Annotated in this window: 20 protein-coding genes and 1 pseudogene; 15 read left to right on the top strand and 6 right to left on the bottom strand. The window is 65.2% G+C overall.

Annotated features, from left to right (window positions below; genetic code table 11):
* Positions 1 to 7 precede the first annotated feature (7 nt).
* Both G8O29_RS07780 and fliF read right to left on the bottom strand, forming a co-directional pair.
* Positions 8 to 589: a FliH/SctL family protein gene (locus tag G8O29_RS07780; RefSeq protein WP_166402671.1), complete on the bottom strand. Its 582-nt coding sequence runs from the start codon at positions 587 to 589 to the stop codon at positions 8 to 10.
* Positions 589 to 2,199, bottom strand: a complete 1,611-nt coding sequence (gene fliF / locus G8O29_RS07785; protein ID WP_166402672.1) for a flagellar basal-body MS-ring/collar protein FliF — start codon at positions 2,197 to 2,199, stop codon at positions 589 to 591. The genes G8O29_RS07780 and fliF overlap by 1 nt, the downstream gene beginning before the upstream one ends.
* A gap of 116 nt (positions 2,200 to 2,315) precedes the next feature.
* On the opposite strand from fliF, the gene G8O29_RS07790 reads away from it, so the two are divergent.
* From G8O29_RS07790 to G8O29_RS07835, 10 genes are all read left to right on the top strand, one after another.
* The gene (locus G8O29_RS07790; protein WP_166402722.1) at positions 2,316 to 2,795 is read left to right on the top strand and encodes a flagellar basal body-associated FliL family protein; all 480 of its coding nucleotides are present in this window, start codon (positions 2,316 to 2,318) and stop codon (positions 2,793 to 2,795) included.
* An 11-nt stretch (positions 2,796 to 2,806) separates the two neighbouring features.
* Positions 2,807 to 3,205, top strand: a complete 399-nt coding sequence (locus G8O29_RS07795) for a hypothetical protein (protein WP_166402673.1) — start codon at positions 2,807 to 2,809, stop codon at positions 3,203 to 3,205.
* Positions 3,202 to 3,765 carry a MotE family protein gene (locus G8O29_RS07800; RefSeq protein WP_166402674.1) on the top strand — a complete coding sequence of 188 codons (564 nt, stop codon included), beginning with the start codon at positions 3,202 to 3,204 and terminating at the stop codon, positions 3,763 to 3,765. Before G8O29_RS07795 ends, G8O29_RS07800 begins: the two co-directional genes overlap by 4 nt.
* 68 nt (positions 3,766 to 3,833) lie before the next feature.
* Positions 3,834 to 4,703, top strand: a complete 870-nt coding sequence (gene motA / locus G8O29_RS07805) for a flagellar motor stator protein MotA (RefSeq protein WP_166402675.1) — start codon at positions 3,834 to 3,836, stop codon at positions 4,701 to 4,703.
* Complete coding sequence (locus G8O29_RS07810; protein ID WP_166402676.1) at positions 4,700 to 6,871, top strand: hypothetical protein; 2,172 nt, start codon at positions 4,700 to 4,702, stop codon at positions 6,869 to 6,871. The genes motA and G8O29_RS07810 overlap by 4 nt, the downstream gene beginning before the upstream one ends.
* Positions 6,872 to 6,991: 120 nt before the next feature.
* Positions 6,992 to 7,633 (top strand): transglycosylase SLT domain-containing protein, encoded by a 642-nt coding sequence (locus G8O29_RS07815; protein WP_166402677.1) that lies wholly within the window; start codon positions 6,992 to 6,994, stop codon positions 7,631 to 7,633.
* A gap of 7 nt (positions 7,634 to 7,640) precedes the next feature.
* On the top strand, positions 7,641 to 9,710 hold the full coding sequence (gene flhA / locus G8O29_RS07820) for a flagellar biosynthesis protein FlhA (protein ID WP_437440803.1): 2,070 nt from the start codon (positions 7,641 to 7,643) through the stop codon (positions 9,708 to 9,710).
* Entirely contained in the window at positions 9,707 to 10,489 is a 783-nt protein-coding gene (locus G8O29_RS07825; RefSeq protein ID WP_367890142.1) for a flagellar biosynthetic protein FliR, read from the top strand. Before flhA ends, G8O29_RS07825 begins: the two co-directional genes overlap by 4 nt.
* Positions 10,486 to 11,568, top strand: a complete 1,083-nt coding sequence (locus G8O29_RS07830) for an EscU/YscU/HrcU family type III secretion system export apparatus switch protein (protein WP_166402679.1) — start codon at positions 10,486 to 10,488, stop codon at positions 11,566 to 11,568. Before G8O29_RS07825 ends, G8O29_RS07830 begins: the two co-directional genes overlap by 4 nt.
* Positions 11,565 to 11,897 carry a hypothetical protein gene (locus G8O29_RS07835; protein ID WP_166402680.1) on the top strand — a complete coding sequence of 111 codons (333 nt, stop codon included), beginning with the start codon at positions 11,565 to 11,567 and terminating at the stop codon, positions 11,895 to 11,897. The genes G8O29_RS07830 and G8O29_RS07835 overlap by 4 nt, the downstream gene beginning before the upstream one ends.
* Positions 11,898 to 12,492: 595 nt before the next feature.
* On the opposite strand, the pseudogene G8O29_RS07840 reads toward G8O29_RS07835, so the two are convergent.
* The 4 genes and pseudogenes from G8O29_RS07840 to G8O29_RS07850 form a co-directional block, all read right to left on the bottom strand.
* Positions 12,493 to 13,272 (bottom strand): annotated as a pseudogene (locus G8O29_RS07840) (YeeE/YedE family protein).
* 15 nt (positions 13,273 to 13,287) lie between these two features.
* Positions 13,288 to 13,539 (bottom strand): hypothetical protein, encoded by a 252-nt coding sequence (locus G8O29_RS18795; protein WP_367890143.1) that lies wholly within the window; start codon positions 13,537 to 13,539, stop codon positions 13,288 to 13,290.
* Positions 13,540 to 13,558: 19 nt separating this feature from the next.
* On the bottom strand, positions 13,559 to 13,915 hold the full coding sequence (locus G8O29_RS07845) for an ArsR/SmtB family transcription factor (protein WP_242678970.1): 357 nt from the start codon (positions 13,913 to 13,915) through the stop codon (positions 13,559 to 13,561).
* Positions 13,916 to 14,023: 108 nt separating this feature from the next.
* On the bottom strand, positions 14,024 to 14,383 hold the full coding sequence (locus tag G8O29_RS07850) for a thioredoxin fold domain-containing protein (RefSeq protein ID WP_166402681.1): 360 nt from the start codon (positions 14,381 to 14,383) through the stop codon (positions 14,024 to 14,026).
* Between the two features lie 85 nt (positions 14,384 to 14,468).
* Between G8O29_RS07850 and G8O29_RS07855 the strand changes: the two genes are divergently transcribed.
* The 5 genes from G8O29_RS07855 (at position 14,469) to soxZ (ending at position 17,177) form a co-directional block, all read left to right on the top strand.
* On the top strand, positions 14,469 to 15,206 hold the full coding sequence (locus tag G8O29_RS07855) for a cytochrome c biogenesis CcdA family protein (RefSeq protein ID WP_166402682.1): 738 nt from the start codon (positions 14,469 to 14,471) through the stop codon (positions 15,204 to 15,206).
* 11 nt (positions 15,207 to 15,217) lie between these two features.
* Positions 15,218 to 15,775 carry a SoxW family protein gene (locus tag G8O29_RS07860; protein WP_207623717.1) on the top strand — a complete coding sequence of 186 codons (558 nt, stop codon included), beginning with the start codon at positions 15,218 to 15,220 and terminating at the stop codon, positions 15,773 to 15,775.
* 125 nt (positions 15,776 to 15,900) lie between these two features.
* The gene (soxX, locus tag G8O29_RS07865) at positions 15,901 to 16,374 is read left to right on the top strand and encodes a sulfur oxidation c-type cytochrome SoxX (RefSeq protein ID WP_166402683.1); all 474 of its coding nucleotides are present in this window, start codon (positions 15,901 to 15,903) and stop codon (positions 16,372 to 16,374) included.
* A 35-nt stretch (positions 16,375 to 16,409) separates the two neighbouring features.
* The gene (gene soxY, locus G8O29_RS07870) at positions 16,410 to 16,829 is read left to right on the top strand and encodes a thiosulfate oxidation carrier protein SoxY (protein WP_367890144.1); all 420 of its coding nucleotides are present in this window, start codon (positions 16,410 to 16,412) and stop codon (positions 16,827 to 16,829) included.
* A gap of 18 nt (positions 16,830 to 16,847) precedes the next feature.
* Positions 16,848 to 17,177 (top strand): thiosulfate oxidation carrier complex protein SoxZ, encoded by a 330-nt coding sequence (gene soxZ, locus G8O29_RS07875; RefSeq protein ID WP_166402685.1) that lies wholly within the window; start codon positions 16,848 to 16,850, stop codon positions 17,175 to 17,177.
* The last annotated feature ends 277 nt before the right edge of the window (positions 17,178 to 17,454 follow it).

Genomic DNA, 17,454 nt, shown 5'->3' on the forward strand with positions numbered 1-17,454 from the left:
GTGTTCCTCAGGTGTTGAGGGTGAAGAAGGCGCGGACCGCGGCTGCGATCTCGGCGGTGACCTGGGACAGGTCAACCTTGGTCTCGGAAGTTCCGAAGCGGATGTAGACCTGGCCCTCGGGCAGCGAGGGTTCTTCCTCGATCACCATCGGCAGGCCGGTTGCCTCGGCCACCAGATCCTCGACCTGGGAACGAACCGCCGGATTGAGCACGAGAGTCAGCGGCGTATCGGCCAGATCTGCGGCAATCGGGCTCAGCGCTTCCAGCACCGTCGGGGCCAGCGCCGCGCGAGCTACCTCCGGCAGGAGCCGGTTGATCATCTCGAGCATCAGCGGCCGGATGGATTGCAGAACATGGCTGCGGGCGTCCTGGAACGTGAAAGCCAGGCTTTGCAGGTTCCGTGCCAGATCTGCCCGCAGTCGTGCCTGGTCTCCTTGTTGCGCGGCGACAGCATCGTCCCATCCGGCGGTGTACCCCTGTTCGAACCCGGCAACCTTGGCCTCTTCCACCGCCGTCACCTCGACCAGCGGTTGCAGCGTGCCGTCGCCGGGCGAAGCGGTGTCGAACACTTCCAGTCGCAGGGCGGGCATCAGGCATGCTCCTCGTCATGTTCCATCCAGCCGCGCAGGATCTCGATCGATTCGGTCTGCCGTTGCTCGATCAGACGGCGGAGCCGTGTTGCGGGATCCTCCGCGCTGTCATCGCCGCCGAAATCGCCGAAGCTCTCGCCCCGGCTGCCGGCAAGGGCGCCGTAGTCCAGCCCGTCATCAACCTCACCCGTCAGCGCCATCCCCTCGGCCGTCGAAACCGGCGGCAGGGCAAGCGGAGGCTCGGACACCGGAAGAGCCGGGCGGTTTGCCGAGGAAAGCACCGGGCGGATCACGAAAAGCCCAAGCACAAGCGCCACAAGCGCAAGCACCGCCGTCTGGATCATCGTCATCACGTCGATCTGCCCGAATGGAGGAAGGATGCTTGCCGATGCCTCGGTTCCGGGGGGAAGCGGAAGTTCCTGGAACTCCAGCGACTTCAGCGTCAGGACATCCCCTCGCGCCTCGTCCAGTCCCACGGCCGAGGCGACCAGTTCGCGCAGGGCGGACAGTTCTTCCTCGGACCGGGGGGCCCAGCTGCGGGTACCGTCGGCCTGCGTTGTCACCACGCCATCCACCATCACCGCCACGGTCATCCGGCGGATGGCGCCCGGATTACGCAGGATCTCGCGCTGGGTTTCCGACACTTCGTAATTCACCCGTTCCCGGGTTTCGGAGCTCTGGCTCTTGCCTTGCCCCCCCGCAGTCGCATCGCCTTCCGGCAGGTTCGAGGCAACCGTCACCGCCCCGCCCGGCTCGGTGCTTGTGCCGCTCCGCTCTTCGGTTTCCAAGGATATGGCGACCCGACCCTGAGGGTCGAACTTGCGTTCGGTGATCGATTCACGGTCGGAGTTGAGCTCGATCGCGACTTCGACGATCGCCTTTCCCGGCCCGACGCGAGCCGAAAGCAGGCGTTCCACATTGCCCTTGATGACGGCGGCACGGTCGTCTGCATTTCCGGTTTCGATGCCCTGCACGTCGCCAGCGCCGATGAGACCGGCGACAGTATCGATGATCTGTACCGCGTCCGGAGTCATCCCCGCGACGGCGCTGGCCACGAGATGCCTGATCGCCCGCGCCTGCCCCTCGTCCAGACGTCCGGAAGCGGTGGTGAGTGTCACCGAGGCCGTCGGCTTGCCATCCGGACGGAAGGTGCGGGTCGGGGCACTCGCGATATGGACACGCGCTGCCCTGACCTGCGGCATGGCAAGCAGGGTGCGGGCGATCTCGCCTTCCTTGGCGCGCCAGTAGGCCGCATCGAACATCTGCGACGTGGTGCCGAAGCCGGACAGCGAGTCCAGAAGCTCATAGCCGCCACCACCGGCCGCGGGCAGCCCGTCTGCGGCGAGGGCCATGCGCAGCCCGTCGCGTTGACCGACATCCACAAGGATCGAATCGCCCCTGATCTCGTAGGCCACGCCCTGCTGGTCGAGAGCCGCCACAACCTCGCCGGCGGCCGCAGGTTCAAGCCCCGCGTAAAGCAGCCCCATCTCGGGCCGACCCGCCATGCGGCTCAGCGCCAGCACGGCCGCAAACATGGCCAGCGTCGCGCCCAGGATGATGATCCGGCGGCGCAGGTCAAGCGAGGTCCAGATGGCGATCAGGTTCTGCAAGTCGATTCTCCTGCTCCGGCGTTCTGCCGTGGCTCACGTTTGATCGGTTGGCCTTAACAATCGGTTAGTGACCTTTGATCTATCTTCGTTCGCATCCCGAAGTGGAGGTGAAGATCATGGCAACGGCAGAAGCCACACTGGAAGAGCCGCCGAAGAAGCGGTCGAAGAAGCCGCTTCTGATCGGCCTCGTACTGGCGCTCGTCCTTGGCGGTGGCGGCTTTTACGCCACGTTTTCAGGCCTGCTTCTGGGCAGCAGCGGCCACCCGCCGGCCAAGCACGGACCCGGCCCGTTAACCGGGATCGACTTCGTTCCGCTGCCGACGATCGTCATCTCGCTGGGCCCCGATTCGGGAAGCGATCACCTGCGTTTCACCGCCCAGCTCGAGGTGGTGGACCAAGCAGCGGCGGATGTCGCCAAGTTGTCACCCCGGATCCTTGACGTGATCAACAGCTATCTGCGCGCGATCGATACCGCATCGATCGAAAATCCGCAGGCGATGGCACGGCTCAGGTCGCAGATGCTGCGCCGCATCCAGGTCGTCTCCGGCGAGGGTCGGGTGCGCGACCTTCTGATCACCGAATTCGTTCTGAACTGAGGCCGGAACCCATGGACCTGATCTCGGATATCCTCCTTGTGGCCGGCTCCTTCGGGGCTGCCATCTACTGCTACGTCCTCTCGAACCGCCTGAAGCGCTTCACGACACTCGAATCCGGGATGGGCGGAGCAATTGCCGTCCTGTCCGCCGAGGTCGACGACATGACGGTCGCGCTCGAGAGGGCGCGCGGGGCGGCCAATGGCTCCGCCGAAAGCCTTGAGGCCCTGACGACCCGCGGAGAGGCGGTCGCCCGCAAGCTGGAACTTCTGGTCGCCTCCCTGCACGATCTGCCCGACGGCGACCCTGCCGCCCAACCGGCCTCTGGCGCTGACCCGTCGCCGGAGACAGAGCGCCGCCTGCGCGTGGTGCGCCGCCGCACGCCGCGCACGTCGCTTGAGGCCGCAGAATGAGCCGCCGTCTGGGACGTGGCGCGTTGTTCGTCGTGGCGATGCTGTTTGCATCGTCTGGCGCCCTGCGCCTTGGATCGGGGATCGGTTCCGCCCTCGCAAAGTCGGAACCTTCAGGCGAAATGGCTCCGATGGTTGGGGATGCCGCCCGGTGCGACATGCCCAGTGCACTTGCCCAGGCTCTTGCACTTCGCGAAGAACGCGTTGCCGCACAGGAGGCCGCACTCAAGGATCGGCTGGCCGCACTTGCACTTGCCGATGCGGCAATCACCCGGCGCCTTGAAGAGCTTCGATCCGTCGAAGAGGAGCTGAAGGCGACGCTCGCCCTGGCTGATGGCGCGGCCGAGGAGGATATCCAGAAGCTCACGGCGGTATACCAGGCGATGAAGCCGAAGGATGCGGCCGCACTGTTCGAAACCATGTCCCCCGAATTCGCCGCCGGCTTCCTTGGCCGGATGCCGCCCGAGTCCGCGGCCGCCATCCTGTCGGGAATGTCAGCCGAAGCCGCCTATGGCGTAAGCGTCATCGTGGCCGGGCGCAATGCAAGCGTCCCCAAGAACTAGCTGCCGCTCAGAGAGTGTTAACCGGGCGGACCGATACTTTCCGCTGAAACTGCGAACAGGACCTTCCCATGCTCGGCTTCGTCGGCATCGCCGTTATCCTCGTCATGGTGTTTGGCGGCTATGTGATGGCCGGCGGCAAGATGGGCATCATCCTCAAGGCCCTGCCATTCGAGATGATCATGATCGGCGGGGCCGCGATCGGGGCCTTCCTGATCTCGAATGACATGTCTGGCGTGAAGCAGACGATGAAGGACATCGGCAAGGTCTTCAAGGGCCCGAAATGGAAGCCGGAGGATTACCGCGACCTTCTGTGCCTCCTGTTCGAGCTGATCCGCCTGGCCCGTGCCAACCCGGTCGCGCTGGAGGAGCATATCGAGTCCCCGGAGACCTCGGCCATCATCGGAAAATACCCGCGCATCCAGCATGACCATGAGGCGATGGATCTCATCTGCGACACGCTGCGGGCGGCCTCGATGAACTACGACGATCCGCATCAGGTGGAAGAGGTTCTGGACAAGCGGATGGAAGCCACGCTGAGCCATGCAATGCACTCCAGCCATGCCTTGCAGACCGTGGCAGATGGCTTGCCGGCTCTCGGCATCGTTGCGGCCGTGCTTGGCGTGATCAAGACCATGGGGGCGATCGATCAGCCTCCCGAGGTCTTGGGCAAGATGATCGGCGGTGCCCTGGTCGGGACCTTCCTCGGCGTCTTTCTGGCCTACGGCCTGATGGGTCCATTCGCGGCACGGGTGAAAACGGTGGTCGAGGAGGACATCCACTTCTATCAACTGATCCGCGAGGTCCTGATTGCGAACCTGCACCGGCATCCGGCCAATATCTGCATCGAGGTCGGACGCCAGAACACGCCGCACCATGTCCGGCCCGGCTTCAGCGATCTCGAGGAGGCCATGCGGAACCTGAAGCAGGAGGCCGCATGATTCGCCCGGCGCTGATCCTGTTGAGCCTTGCCGCGCCTGCGGCGGGCGAAACGGCCCGGGTCTATTCCGGCGAACACGGAGACTTCACCCGCCTTGTGATCGAGCTTCCGAACGGGTCCGACTGGCTGCTTGGGCGCACCGAGGATGGATATGCGTTCGCCACGAAGGATGCAGCGCAGCCGGACTACGATCTTGCGGGGGTCTGGCGGCGCATCTCGCGTGCGCGCGCTTCCGCGATCCTCAAGGATCCGGGCACCGGCGCACTTCGCCTGAGCCTGGGCTGCGACTGCCACATCACTCCGTTCGAATTTCGTCCCGGTGTCGTCGTTCTGGACATCCGGCCCGGAGCGGCCCCGAAAGGATCGGAGTTCGAGGTCGCGTTTGACGGCCAGAGAAAGGGCGCGGCTGAATCGGATCAACCGCAGCCGGCTGGTGGACCCGTGCAAGACTACACCTGGCTTGACACCCGCGCCACGACGACCGTCCCCAATCACACGCCGTCACCGTTGCCACTGCCGCTTGCGACGGGTGGGGTCTCACTGGAACCTCTCCGAAATGAACTTCTCGAGCAGCTGGCGCGCGGCGCGGCGGAGGGAATTGTCGATCTGGGGCTGCCGGCCAAGGCATCGGGAAAGACGCAGGCCGCGTCAGAGGATCTGCCGTGGTCCGGCATCCGCATCGGCGAGCAGCCTGGCCTCGCCACCAGGTTGCCCAACCCCTTTGAGAATGAACGAGAATCCGACCCTGCCTGCACGCCTGAGCCCCTTCTGGACATTGCCGCCTGGGGGGAGGCGCTTTCGCCGCTGGACATCCTGGCTTCGGCAAGATCGGGATTGCATGGCGAGTTCGATATTGCCGACCCGGATGCTGTCCTGCGCTCGGTCCGTCTGCATCTTCACCTTGGCTTCGGCGCAGAGGCCATTCAGATGACAGAACTTGTCAGCGATGCGGCTGAAGCCGAGCCGTTGTCCATCTACAAGTCGATGGGTCGTATCATCGACGGCGAACCCGATCCTGCGACGCCCTTCGCGGGAATGCTGGACTGCGATGGACCGGCGGCCCTCTGGGCCGCTCTTGCCCGGGATCGGCTGCCACGAGGGCCCGGCGTAAACCGGGCGGCCATCCTGCGCGCGTTCCAGTCCCTGCCGTCGCATTTGCGCAGTCATCTCGGAAGCGGACTTGCCGACCGCTTCCTTGCGATCGACGACGCCGACGCTGCCAGGATGATCCGCGATGCGATGTCTCGGGCACCGCAGGTCGAGGCAAAGACGATTGCCCTGCTGGACGCGTCGAACAGCCTGCACCGTGGCGACATCGAAGCTGCCAGACGCCACGCCGCCGAGGCCGTGGCTCTGGACGGAAATCAGGCGACCAGCCTTGTGACGCTTGTCGAGGCGCATTTCCAGGACCAGAAACCGCTGGCCGCAGAGATACCCGAGACATTGCGCGCGCTTCGGGGTGAGATCGGGGCCTCGGAACTGGGCGCGAAGGTCGACCGCGCCATTGTCCTGTCCCTGGCCCTGTCGGGTCAGATGGACGCGGCTTTCAGCTCTGGGGAAGCAGTGGGCAAGGTGCTTGCGGATCTTTGGAATGTTGCAGCGTCGCGCGCGGACGATGATTCGTTTCTGCGCCACGCGGTTCTGCCGACAGGCAACCAGCCCCCGGCACTTCCCCAGGATCTTGCCTTGAACATCGCTGTTCGCCTGCTGGATCTCGGGTTTCCTGATGCTGCCCTTGCCTGGATCGGGCCGGTGTCAACTAGGGACACCGCGAGCCGCAGGTTAGCCGCGGCGCGCGCGCAGCTCGGACGGGGTGACGCACGCGCCGCACTTCAGCTTCTGGAAGGATTGAACGGTGCTGAAAGCGAGTCGGTCCGTGCCGCCGCTCTTTTTCAGCTGGATGACCTTCCACAGGCAGCATCCGCATTGCGGGCAGCGCGAAGACCGGACGACGCGATCCGGGTCGAACTTTGGCAGGGCAAGGATCCCGCCACCGAGTCGGACGTGTCGTCCGTCTGGAAGGACCCGGCCCTGTCACCTTCGGCCAGTGCGCCGGCTGGCGAGACCGGATTGCTTGGCCGCGCCGCAACAAGCGTGGACGCCAGCATGGCCGCGCGCGCTGCCGTCGAGACCTTGCTTCGCTCAGTGCCTCAGCCGTCGGGCAACTGACGTTGCTAACGAACCATAAACCATTGCCCGATAGGGTCTTTTCCAACTCGGGCAGGATGCCCGCACCGCCATGCGCGAAACAGGACGATGATGCCTTTCCGTCGACAGTCTGTTGTCAAGTTGTTCCTGACGCTGACCGTTCCGGTACTGATCTCCGGTCCTGGGCGATCCATGGGCAATCCCGCCGAACTCTGTCGCGAGGCGGCGCACCAGGCGGCGAAGCGGACCGGGGTGCCCTATGCGGTTCTTCTGGCCGTCACGACGCTGGAAAGCGGACGCAACAATCAACCCTGGCCCTGGGCCGTGAACTTCGGCGGGAACGGACAGTGGTTCGACAGCCCGGGTGAGGCTGCGGCAAGCGTCCGTCAAGCACTGCTTGACGGCGCAACGAATATCGACCTCGGCTGTTTCCAGCTGAACTATCGCTGGCATGCGTCAGCCTTCGCTTCACTTGAAGACATGCTGGATCCGCTTCAGAACGCCCGTTACGCGGCAGAGTTCCTTGCGCAGCATTACGCACGAACCGGAGACTGGGCGCTGGCAGCGGCGGCCTACCATTCGGCCACGCCAGAGCATGCCCGGGTCTATCAGGCAAGGTTCGAGGCGACCTATGCGCGCGTTTCACCGGACGATCCGCGGGTCGCCGTCACCGCAAAGGAACGAAAGAACAGCTTTCCGCTGCTGCTTGCAGGAACCGCGGGTCGGAACGGCTCGTTGTTTTCCTCGACCGACCGTCTCCGTCCATTGATCGGGGGCCCGTGAGATGGGCCTGGACTTCTCCCTCCAATCACTGCTCCGCCCTACGATCCTGCTGGCGATCGGACTGATGGCCGTCATTGTCATGATGATCCTTCCGGTGCCGTCATGGCTTCTGGACATCGGTCTGGCGCTTTCGTTTGCCCTGGCGATCCTGATGCTGACGGTAACCCTGTTCATCGACCGCCCGCTGGATTTCTCGGCCTTCCCGACCATCCTTCTCGCCTCCCTGCTGCTGCGGCTGGCGCTGAACGTCTCTTCCACCAAGCTCATCATCGGCCAGGGTCACACCGGAACCGATGCCGCCGGTCATGTGATCGAGGGCTTTGCCCAGTTCATCATGGGGGGCGATCTGATCCTTGGCCTGGTGATCTTCATCGTTCTTCTGATCGTGAACTTCATCGTCATCACCAAGGGCGCAGGCCGCATGGCCGAGGTGGGTGCCCGTTTCGCCCTGGACGGGATGCCGGGACGGCAGCTGGCCATCGATGCAGACATGTCGGCCGGGGCGATCGATCACGCCGAAGCAAAGCAGCGCCGGGAACAGGAGCTTGCCGAGACGACCTTCTTCGGCTCGCTCGACGGTGCATCGAAATTCGTGAAGGGCGACGCGATTGCCGGCCTGTTGATCACCACGCTCAACATCATCATGGGGCTGGTCGTCGGAATCTTCATCCATGGTGTCGACGCGAGGACTGCGATCGAAACCTACACCATCCTGACCGTCGGAGATGGCCTGGTCAGCCAGATACCGGCCGTCATCATCTCGGTCGCGGCAGCCCTTCTGCTCGCGAAGGGCAGTCAGAAAGGGGCGGCAGATGTGTCGTTCTTCGCACAACTCGGCCGGTATCCCGGGGCTTTGGGCACGGTCGCGGCCTTGATGGCGCTTTTCGCGCTGGTCCCGGGCATGCCCTTTGTGCCCTTCATGCTGGCGGCCATCGCCCTTGGTGCCGTCGCCTATTTCCGATCCCAGCCGGAACCGAGATCAGAAGCGACCGATTTGCAGACGCTCGAGGCACCCAGACCAAAATCGCTGGGCGATCTGCTGGACTTCGATGAAATCCACATCGAGTTCGCCCCGAATCTCGTGGCGATGGTTCTTGATCCGGCCACGGGGCTGGACAGCCGCATTGCCAACATGCGGAACCATGTGGCCACGTCCTTCGGCCTGATCCTTCCCGAAATCCGCCTGACCGACGATGGCTCCCTGGCGCCGGGGCACTACCGGATCCGTCTGCAAGGGGTGGAGCGGGCCTCGGACAAGCTCATTCCTGACCGCGTCCTGGTGCTGTTGAACGACGGGATCCCCGCGCCCGACGGCCTGGATACCCGTGAGCCGGTCTATGGCGCCCCGGCCCGGTGGATCCGCCCCGACCAGCAGGAGGATGCCGCCCTCTCAGGTCTGACCGTGGTCACGCCGACCGAGGTTCTTGCCACCCATATGCTCGAGGTTCTCAAGGGCAACCTGTCGCGGCTCCTGACCCTGCGCGGCTTGCGCAAGCTGCTTGACGAATTCGTGCGCCTGTCCGACCCCGTCCGCGCCGAGGCGAACCGACGGCTGCTGGATGACCTCGTGCCCGACAAGGTGCCGCTGGACCTTCTGCACGCCGTCCTGCGGCTGCTCCTTGAAGAGCGGGTTTCGATCCGCAACCTTCCCCTGATCCTCGAAGCCGTGGCCGAGGGTCGCGGCCTCGGGTCACCGGAGGCGATCTGTGAGCATGTCCGCCAGAGGCTCGGCTTCCAGATCGTGGCCGAGTTCAAGCGGCCGGATGGCTCCATTCCGCTGATCCAGCTTGCTCCCGAATGGGAAAAGACCTTTGCGACCTACCAGATCGACAGCGATCGCGGTCAGCGGGACATCGCGCTCCCGCCCGAGCTTTTTGCTCGCCTCGCCAACGGGTTGACCGAACGGTTGAACCGGGCGACCGAAGCGGGCATCTACCCCGCCCTTGTAACCTCTGTCGGCCGGAGACGGTTTCTGCGGACCGTCGTCCAGGCGAAGGGCCTGCAGATGCCGGTCCTTTCCTACGAGGAAATCAGCACCGATGCCCGCCCCTCGCTTCTGGGCCAGGTGCCAGCGTGACCGGGATCATCGAAGCGCTTTCCGGGCTGCTCGATCTCGCCCAGGGTCTGGCCTGGGCCGCGGCTCTGGTCTTCGTCCGGATCGGGGCCATGGTTGCCCTGATGCCGGGTCTGGGCGATCCTGTGGTCCCGCAAAGGATCAAGCTTGCGCTGGTGGTGGCATTGGCAATCGTGCTTGCCCCCGTGCTCGCCGAACGGCTGGCCCGTGACGCAGTCGAGCCATCCTTCGCCGCTCTCGGCGGCGAAGCAGTCTGCGGGCTGATCCTGGGTATCGGGTTGCGACTGTTGCTGATTGCCCTACAAACCGCCGCCGCGATCATTGCGCAGGCAACGACACTGTCGCAACTCTTCGCCGGTGCAGCACCGGACCCGCAGCCCGCCATCGGCAATCTGCTGACGATTGCGGGCATCGCGCTCGCCATGATGGCCGGACTTCATGTCCGGGCGGCCGAACTCGTCCTTCTGTCCTACGACATCCTTCCCGCGGGCCTTCTGCCCTCGGCATCCGAGTCCGCCGATTGGAGCTTAGGGCTGATCAGCCGCTGCTTTGGCCTCGCGTTCACGCTGAGCGCGCCCTTTGTCATCGCATCGCTGCTTTACAACCTGGCCCTTGGCGCCATCAACCGGGCCATGCCCACCCTGATGGTTGCCATGGTCGGCGCACCTGCCCTCACACTCGGCGCCATGGCCATGCTTGCCATCGCGGGACCGGTCATCCTGATGGTCTGGCTCGCGGCGCTGAACGACCATCTCCTGCTTCCCTTCGGAGCCGCGCCATGAGCGGGAAGGAAGAAGATGCCGCCGAAAAGGAACACGAGGCCTCGCAGCAGAAGCTGGACCAGGCCCGGAAGGATGGGGACATTCCAAAGTCGGTCGATCTGCAGACCGCCGCGGCGACCGGAGGGTTTCTTCTTGCCTTGTTCAGTTTCGGCGGCTGGGCCGCACACAAGGCCGGCACGACGGGGATGGTGCTGCTTGATCAGTCCGACCGCCTTTCCTCCCAGATAACGGCTGGCAGCAAGAGTATCGTCGGAGGAATGGTCCTTGGGTTCGCGCTTCCGCCCCTGGTCCTTCTCTCGCTCGCTCCGGCCCTGGTCATCGCGCTTCTCGTTGCAAGCCGGGGCCTTGTCTTCGCGCCCAAGAAACTGGCGCCGAAACTGTCGCGCATTTCGCCCGTTGCGACGGCCAGGCAGAAATTCGGCGTGGAAGGCCTGGTGGAATTCGGCAAGAGCGCGGCGAAGATGGTCCTCGTCGGGCTCATCCTCTACGCCCTGCTCGCTGGCCGGATGCGGGATATTCTGGCCAGCTTGTACCTCAGCCCGGCGATGTCCGCCGCCTTGATGGCGCGGCTGGTGCTCGAATTCCTGCTCATCCTGCTTGCGGTACAGCTGGCCATCGGTGGGATCGACTACCTCTGGCAGGTCAGCCAGCACCGACGCCGTCATCGCATGTCGCGCAAGGAGATGCTGGACGAGTTCAAGGAAAGTGAAGGTGATCCGCATCTGAAATCGGCCCGGCGGCAGCGCGCGCAGGAAGTCGCGACCAACAGGATGCTGGTCGATGTCGCGACGGCCGATGTCGTGGTCGTGAACCCGACGCATTACGCGGTTGCCCTGAGATGGGATCGCAAGAAGGGCAACGCGCCGGTCTGTGTTGCCAAGGGGGTGGACGAGATCGCCCGCAAGATCCGCGAGCGTGCTGCCGAAGCGGGTGTACCAATCCACAGCGATCCGCCAACGGCCCGGGCAATCCACGCCTCGGTCGAGGTCGGCCAGGAAATCCGGGTCGAGCATTACCGTGCGATTGCGGCAGCCATTCGCTTTGCCGATGCGATGCGGCGCAAGGCGGGAAGAAGATGAACAGGCACCGCGACATTGCCCGGCTGGCCCAGCTTGCCCAGATGGTGCTCGACCATCGGCTGCTTCACTTGCGGAGATCTGCGGCGCAGCTGGATCAAAGCCGGGCGCAGCTCTCGGCGGTCAACCAGGCCCCGCATGCCGTCGATCTGGAGCCGATCCTTTCGTCGAAGGTCGGGCTGGACTATGAACGCTGGGCGGATGTTCGTCGTTCCGAACTTAACCTTGTCATCGCGCGTCAGACGGCAGACTGGCTGGATGCCCGTGATGCCGCCCGGACCGCCTTCGGCCGCGTTCAGGCGTTGCAAGCGCTTTCCAGTCGCAAGAGATAGGAACAGATCGCGGCCCGCACGGCTCGGCTGGCCCGTTTGGGGCCATCGGGGAACTTCTTGCCTCCTGACGGGAGCGCAGCCGTCACCGCGCGGCTGGCAAGTAACCGGCACAGGCGCAGTCCGATGGTCTGCCCCAGCGCGGGAGGCCTCCATCGTTTGCCCTGACATTCCAGTCACCTGCCTTTCGGCCAAAGCGTGCCAAGCGTCCAGTCAATTCCGGTGCATCCGCAGGAAGGACCCGGAGACGATCGATGTCTGCCAGACGGCCGCCTGTGGCAGATGTCACGACCGGATCGCGCATGTCATGGACCCAGGCCCTGACGTCGCGGCGAAGGATCCGGCGGATAATGCACAAGCGTCGACCAGACACAGGCGACCAGGCGACAGGGATGCAAGAAGCCCGGCTTCCTGCCGCGCCGGACGGATAGCCGGCCATGCCCCCGCCGACTGCTGCCTGAGCGACCCGCTGCCATCGGTCTGTCGGTCCGTGGATCGGATGGCTGCATAACATTGCAACCGTGCCTGTCGGCGAAGGCTCGTCCTTCCGGGTCAGGACATCCGCAAAAGCGCACAGGGCCCAACCACCCGAAGGGCGTCATTCCGGTTGATATCCGGCGATCAGCTGGTTCAGGCCCACCACGGCCCCCGTCGCGATCGCAACGAGCGTGACCGGTCCCGACCAGGCCAGCGTCGCGAAACCCGTAACCCCCTGGCCGACCGAACAACCCATCGCCACCACGCCGCCGATCCCCATCAGCGCCGCGCCGCCAACCTGGCGGCCCAGTTCGCGCGGGTCCTCGCAGGCCTCCCAGCGGAACAGGCCGCGCAGCATCGACCCGATCAGCGAGCCCGCCATCACCCCCACGACCGAGCCGACCGAAAAGGTGATCCCCCCCGCCGTCGAGGTCATCAGGAAGATCAGCGTCCGTCCGACCGGGGCGGTGAAGGACGGACCCTCGACTCCGATCTCGCCCAGGCTTTCGGCGGCCAGCCAGCTGGTGCCCAGGAAACATCAGGCCACCGCCAGCCCCGCCGCCACGCCCCAGGCGATCTGGCGCGGGCGGGCGCGCAGACCGGGATGCGCCAGAGCCCAGACCAGGAAGCCCGCCGCGAGGGCGACGACGAAGACGGCGGGCGGCAGACCCAGCTGCCCGAGGTCATGAAGGATACCCTGCGGCCCGGTCGCATCGGGCTGCGGGAAAAGCGCCACCCGCAACGGCGCCAGGGGGCCCGACAGCGCGATGAAGCCGAAGATGCCCATCACCACCACGACCACCAGCGACCGCAGGTCCCCGCCGCCAAAGCGCACCAGGGCTCCGAAGCCGCAGTTTCCCGCCAGCGCCATGCCGTAGCCGAAGACCAGCCCGCCAAAGATCGAGGCGAAGGCATTTCACTCGATCGCATGGTAGAATGTGGCACCGAGGTCGATCAGCCCGCCAATGGCGCCGAACTGGGTCGCGAGGATCGCGGTGCCCAACACCACGCCCCAAAGCCGCATCCGGGTCTGATCGCGGCCATAAATCGCCGATTCCAGCGCGCCCAGCGTGCAGAAATCGCCCAGCCGCGCGGCAAGCCCCAGCACCAGACCGCCCGCCAGACCGACGAGCGCCGCCAGCACTCCGATCGGGACCGATTCCAGCATCTCTCCCCCCTCCGGCCGTTCAGCCGTGCTCTGTCCGGTAAAGCCGCGCCAGGACCTCGATCATCGCGGTGACCTTCGGATCCAGCAGCGAATAGTAGATCGCCTGCCCCTCGCGCCGCGCGCTGACCAGACCCTCCAGCCGCAGCCGGGCCAGTTGCTGACTGACGATAGCCTGCCGCGCCGACAGCAGGTTTTCAAGCTCGGTCACGCTTTTCGGTCCGGTCCGCAGGTGACACAGAATCGTGAGCCGCCCGTCGTGCCCCATGGCCTTTAGCAGCGTCGCCGCCTGTTCGGCCCGCGCAATCAGCCCCGACAGATCGCAGTCCTCCGAAGGACTGTCCTCTCCGTCCGTCGCATGAAGATCGCCATCCGCCAAAGCGCCGCTCCGCCTTCCCCCCGCATCGTTATTGCGTGTCGCCGGTGCAGAGGGCAACCCGCCTGATGCATGGAGCCGCGATTCCACGGCGCAGGCGGCCTGGGCGCCTCAGTCCGCCGCGGTTTCCGCGATCAGCCCGGCCAGCAGCGGCCAGAAGAAATCCGCCCCCGGATAGCCCTCGATCCGGTCGGTCTCCGCCCCGTCCTCGACCAGCACGAAGGTCGGCGTGAAGACCGCAGGAGAGACCAGCGACAGGTCCCCCGGCAGAGGATCGCGCAGTTGCAGCCGACGCAGCGGCGCGGCCCTGCCTTCGTCGGTCAGGGGATACTGCGGGGCGATCTCCTCGTTCCAGCGCGCGCAATAAATGCAGCCGGGCTGTTCGAACATCAGAAGCTGTAAGTCGCCTGCCGCAGCCGCGACCCCGGACACCGCAACAAACGCCGAAGCCAGAAGGGCCGGATACGCCACGTTGACAGACGCATAGAAAGATAGAACTATCTCTATATACCTTTGCCGCTCCGGCAAGGCAACGCTTCCCTGGGGAGGAGGGGCGATGCTGGACATTTCCTTCGGCGGCGCGGCTCTGGCGGGGCTTCTGTCCTTCCTGTCGCCCTGCATCCTTCCAATGGTGCCGTTTTACCTGTCCTACATGGCGGGACTGTCGGTGCGCGAGCTGAGCGACGGCGACACCATCGCCCCCGGCGCGCGCGGGCGGCTGGTGGTGCAGGCGCTGGCCTTCGCCATCGGCGTGACCACGATCTTCGTGCTGCTGGGCCTCGGCGCCACCGCGCTGGGCCGCAGCTTCGCCCAGTGGCGCGAGCCCCTGTCCTATGTCGCCGCCGCGGTGCTGATCGTCTTCGGGCTGCATTTCCTGGGGGTCTTCCGCATCGGCCTGCTCTACCGCGAGGCCCGCGTCGAAAGCGCCGGCAACCCCCGCACCCTGGCCGGAGCCTATCTGATGGGCCTCGCCTTCGGTTTCGGCTGGACGCCCTGCGTCGGCCCTGCGCTGGCCGCGATCCTCATGGTCGCCAGCGGCATGGGAGACCTGTGGCGCGGCGGGCTGCTGCTGCTGATCTACGGGCTTGCGATGACCCTGCCCTTCGTGCTGGCCGCGTTCTTCGCCGGGCCCTTCCTGGCCTGGGTCTCCCGTCACCGCGCGCTGATGGGCCATGTCGAAAAGGCGATGGGCGTGATGCTGATCGTCTTCGGCCTCCTCATCGCCACCAACACCGTCAACCTGATCGCCGACTGGATGATCCGCAACTTCGACTGGTCGCTGACCCTGACCTGAAAGGAGCCGCCATGCTGCGCCGCCTGACCCTCGCCGCCGCCCTTGCACTGTCCACGCCTGCCTTCGCCGTCGAACTGGGCGACGACGGGCTGCACAAGCCCGCCTGGCTGCGCGAGACCTTCAAGGATCTGCGCGACGACCTGGCCGAAGCCAATGCCGAGGGCAGGCGTCTGATGCTGATCTTCGAACAGCGCGGCTGCATCTACTGCACCGAGATGCACGAGAAGATCCTGATCGATCCCGCGATCGAGACGCCGATCCGCGACCACTATTTCGTCGTGCAGATGAACCTCTTCGGCGATGTCGAGGTGACCGACTTCGACGGCACCACACTGTCGGAAAAGCAGATGGCGCTGCGCTGGGGGGTGATGTTCACACCCACGCTGATCTTCCTGCCCGAACAGGTGCCCGAGGGCGCCACCACGCCGGACGTTGCCGTGGCGATGATGCCGGGCGGCTTCGGCAAGGAGATGACCGAGGCGCTGCTGATCTGGGTGCGCGACCACGGCTATGACACCGGCGAGAACTTCCAGAAATTCGTCGCCGAACGCATGGGCAAAGGCAACTGACCGTCGGCCAGAATCCCAGGGACAAATTATAGTGACATAGGAATATATGGTTCCTGCTATATTTTTCCTGCCCGACTCCGGATTCCTTCGCATACTGCATACGGAGGAATACTGGGAGGAACACCATGACGCGCCAGCTATGGCTGGTGGTTGCGACGGGTCTGTCTGTCGCGGCCCCGGCATCGGGTGAGGTTGCCCCGAAAGACGTGCACTACAACGAGGGAAAGGTGGAAACCTCTCTCACCGGCGTGCCGGGCGATCCGGCAAACGGCGTCAAGGTGATGACCACCAACGCCCTGGGCAACTGCGTGGCCTGCCACACGATCGCGGCCCTGCCCGACGTGCAGTTTCCCGGAAATATCGCTCCGCCGCTGGACGGAGTGGCCAGCCGCTGGAGCGAAGCGGAACTGCGCGGGATCGTCGCCAACGCCAAGATGACTTTCGACGGCAGCTTCATGCCCGCCTTCTACAAGACAGAAGGCTTCATCCGTCCGGGTGCGGCCTACACCGGCAAGGCACCCGAAGGCGACCTGCCGCCGATCCTGACCGCCCAGCAGATCGAGGATGTGGTCGCCTACCTTCTCACCCTCAAGGAATGACGGCCGCAAGGGCCCAGAACGACAGGAGATTTCCCGTGACCCTCAGCAGACGCAAAGCCCTATCGCTTGGCCTTGGCGGCATCGCATTCGCCGCGATGCCCGGACTTTCGGCCGCCGCCACCCTGGAAGAGCTGACCGCCGCCTTCACTGGCGGGGCAACCCCGGGCACCGACGGCATCACGCTGACGACCCCGGAAATCGCCGAGAACGGCAACACCGTGCCGGTCTCGGTTGACGCGCCTGGCGCGGTGGCGATTGCCCTCTTCGCTTCGGGCAACCCCGAACCGGCGGTGGCGACCTTCACCTTCGGCCCCGCCGCGGGGCGCCAGTTCGCCGCCACCCGCATCCGTCTGGCCAAGACCCAGGACGTGATCGCCATGGCCAGGATGGCCGATGGTTCGATCGTTCAGGCCCAGGCCACCGTCAAGGTCACCATCGGCGGCTGCGGCGGCTGAGAAAGCAGGAGAAAGACAATGTTCGAAGAAGTCAAACCCCGCGTCAAGACGCCGAAATCCGCCGCCGCCGGTGAGGTGGTCACCATCAAGGTGCTGATCTCGCACCCGATGGAATCGGGCCAGCGCAAGGGCGCTGACGGCAACCTGATCCCGCGCCGGATCATCAACCGCTTCACCTGCGATCTGAATGGGGTCAACGTGGTGGATGTGGCCATCGACCCGGCCGTGTCCACCAACCCTATTTCGAATTCGACGCCAAGGTCGATGCCGCGGGCGAAATTCAAGTTCACCTGGTATGACGATGACGGCTCGGTCTACGAGGACGTCAAACCGATCGCGATCGGCTGACGGTCTGGCTCAGGGGAGAAGACAGCCATGCACCGCACAGCCAGGACATATGCAAACCTCGGCCTCTCCGTAGTGGGCGCGGCACCGGCCGAGGATGGGCCGGGGGCCGAAACGCTCAAGGCCCGCTCGGACGCGTTCACTGCACTGGAGCCTTGTGTCGCCTCACCCGGCAACGGGCTGTTGGTCGAAGGCGTCGCCGTGCGCCACCAGACCTGCGGGGGCGGTCGCCGATCCTCCCCGGTGGCCGCCCGCCGACCCACAACTGCATGACCGGTCC

This window comes from Rhodobacter calidifons (assembly GCF_011174775.1).
Taxonomy (GTDB): domain Bacteria; phylum Pseudomonadota; class Alphaproteobacteria; order Rhodobacterales; family Rhodobacteraceae; genus Tabrizicola; species Tabrizicola calidifons.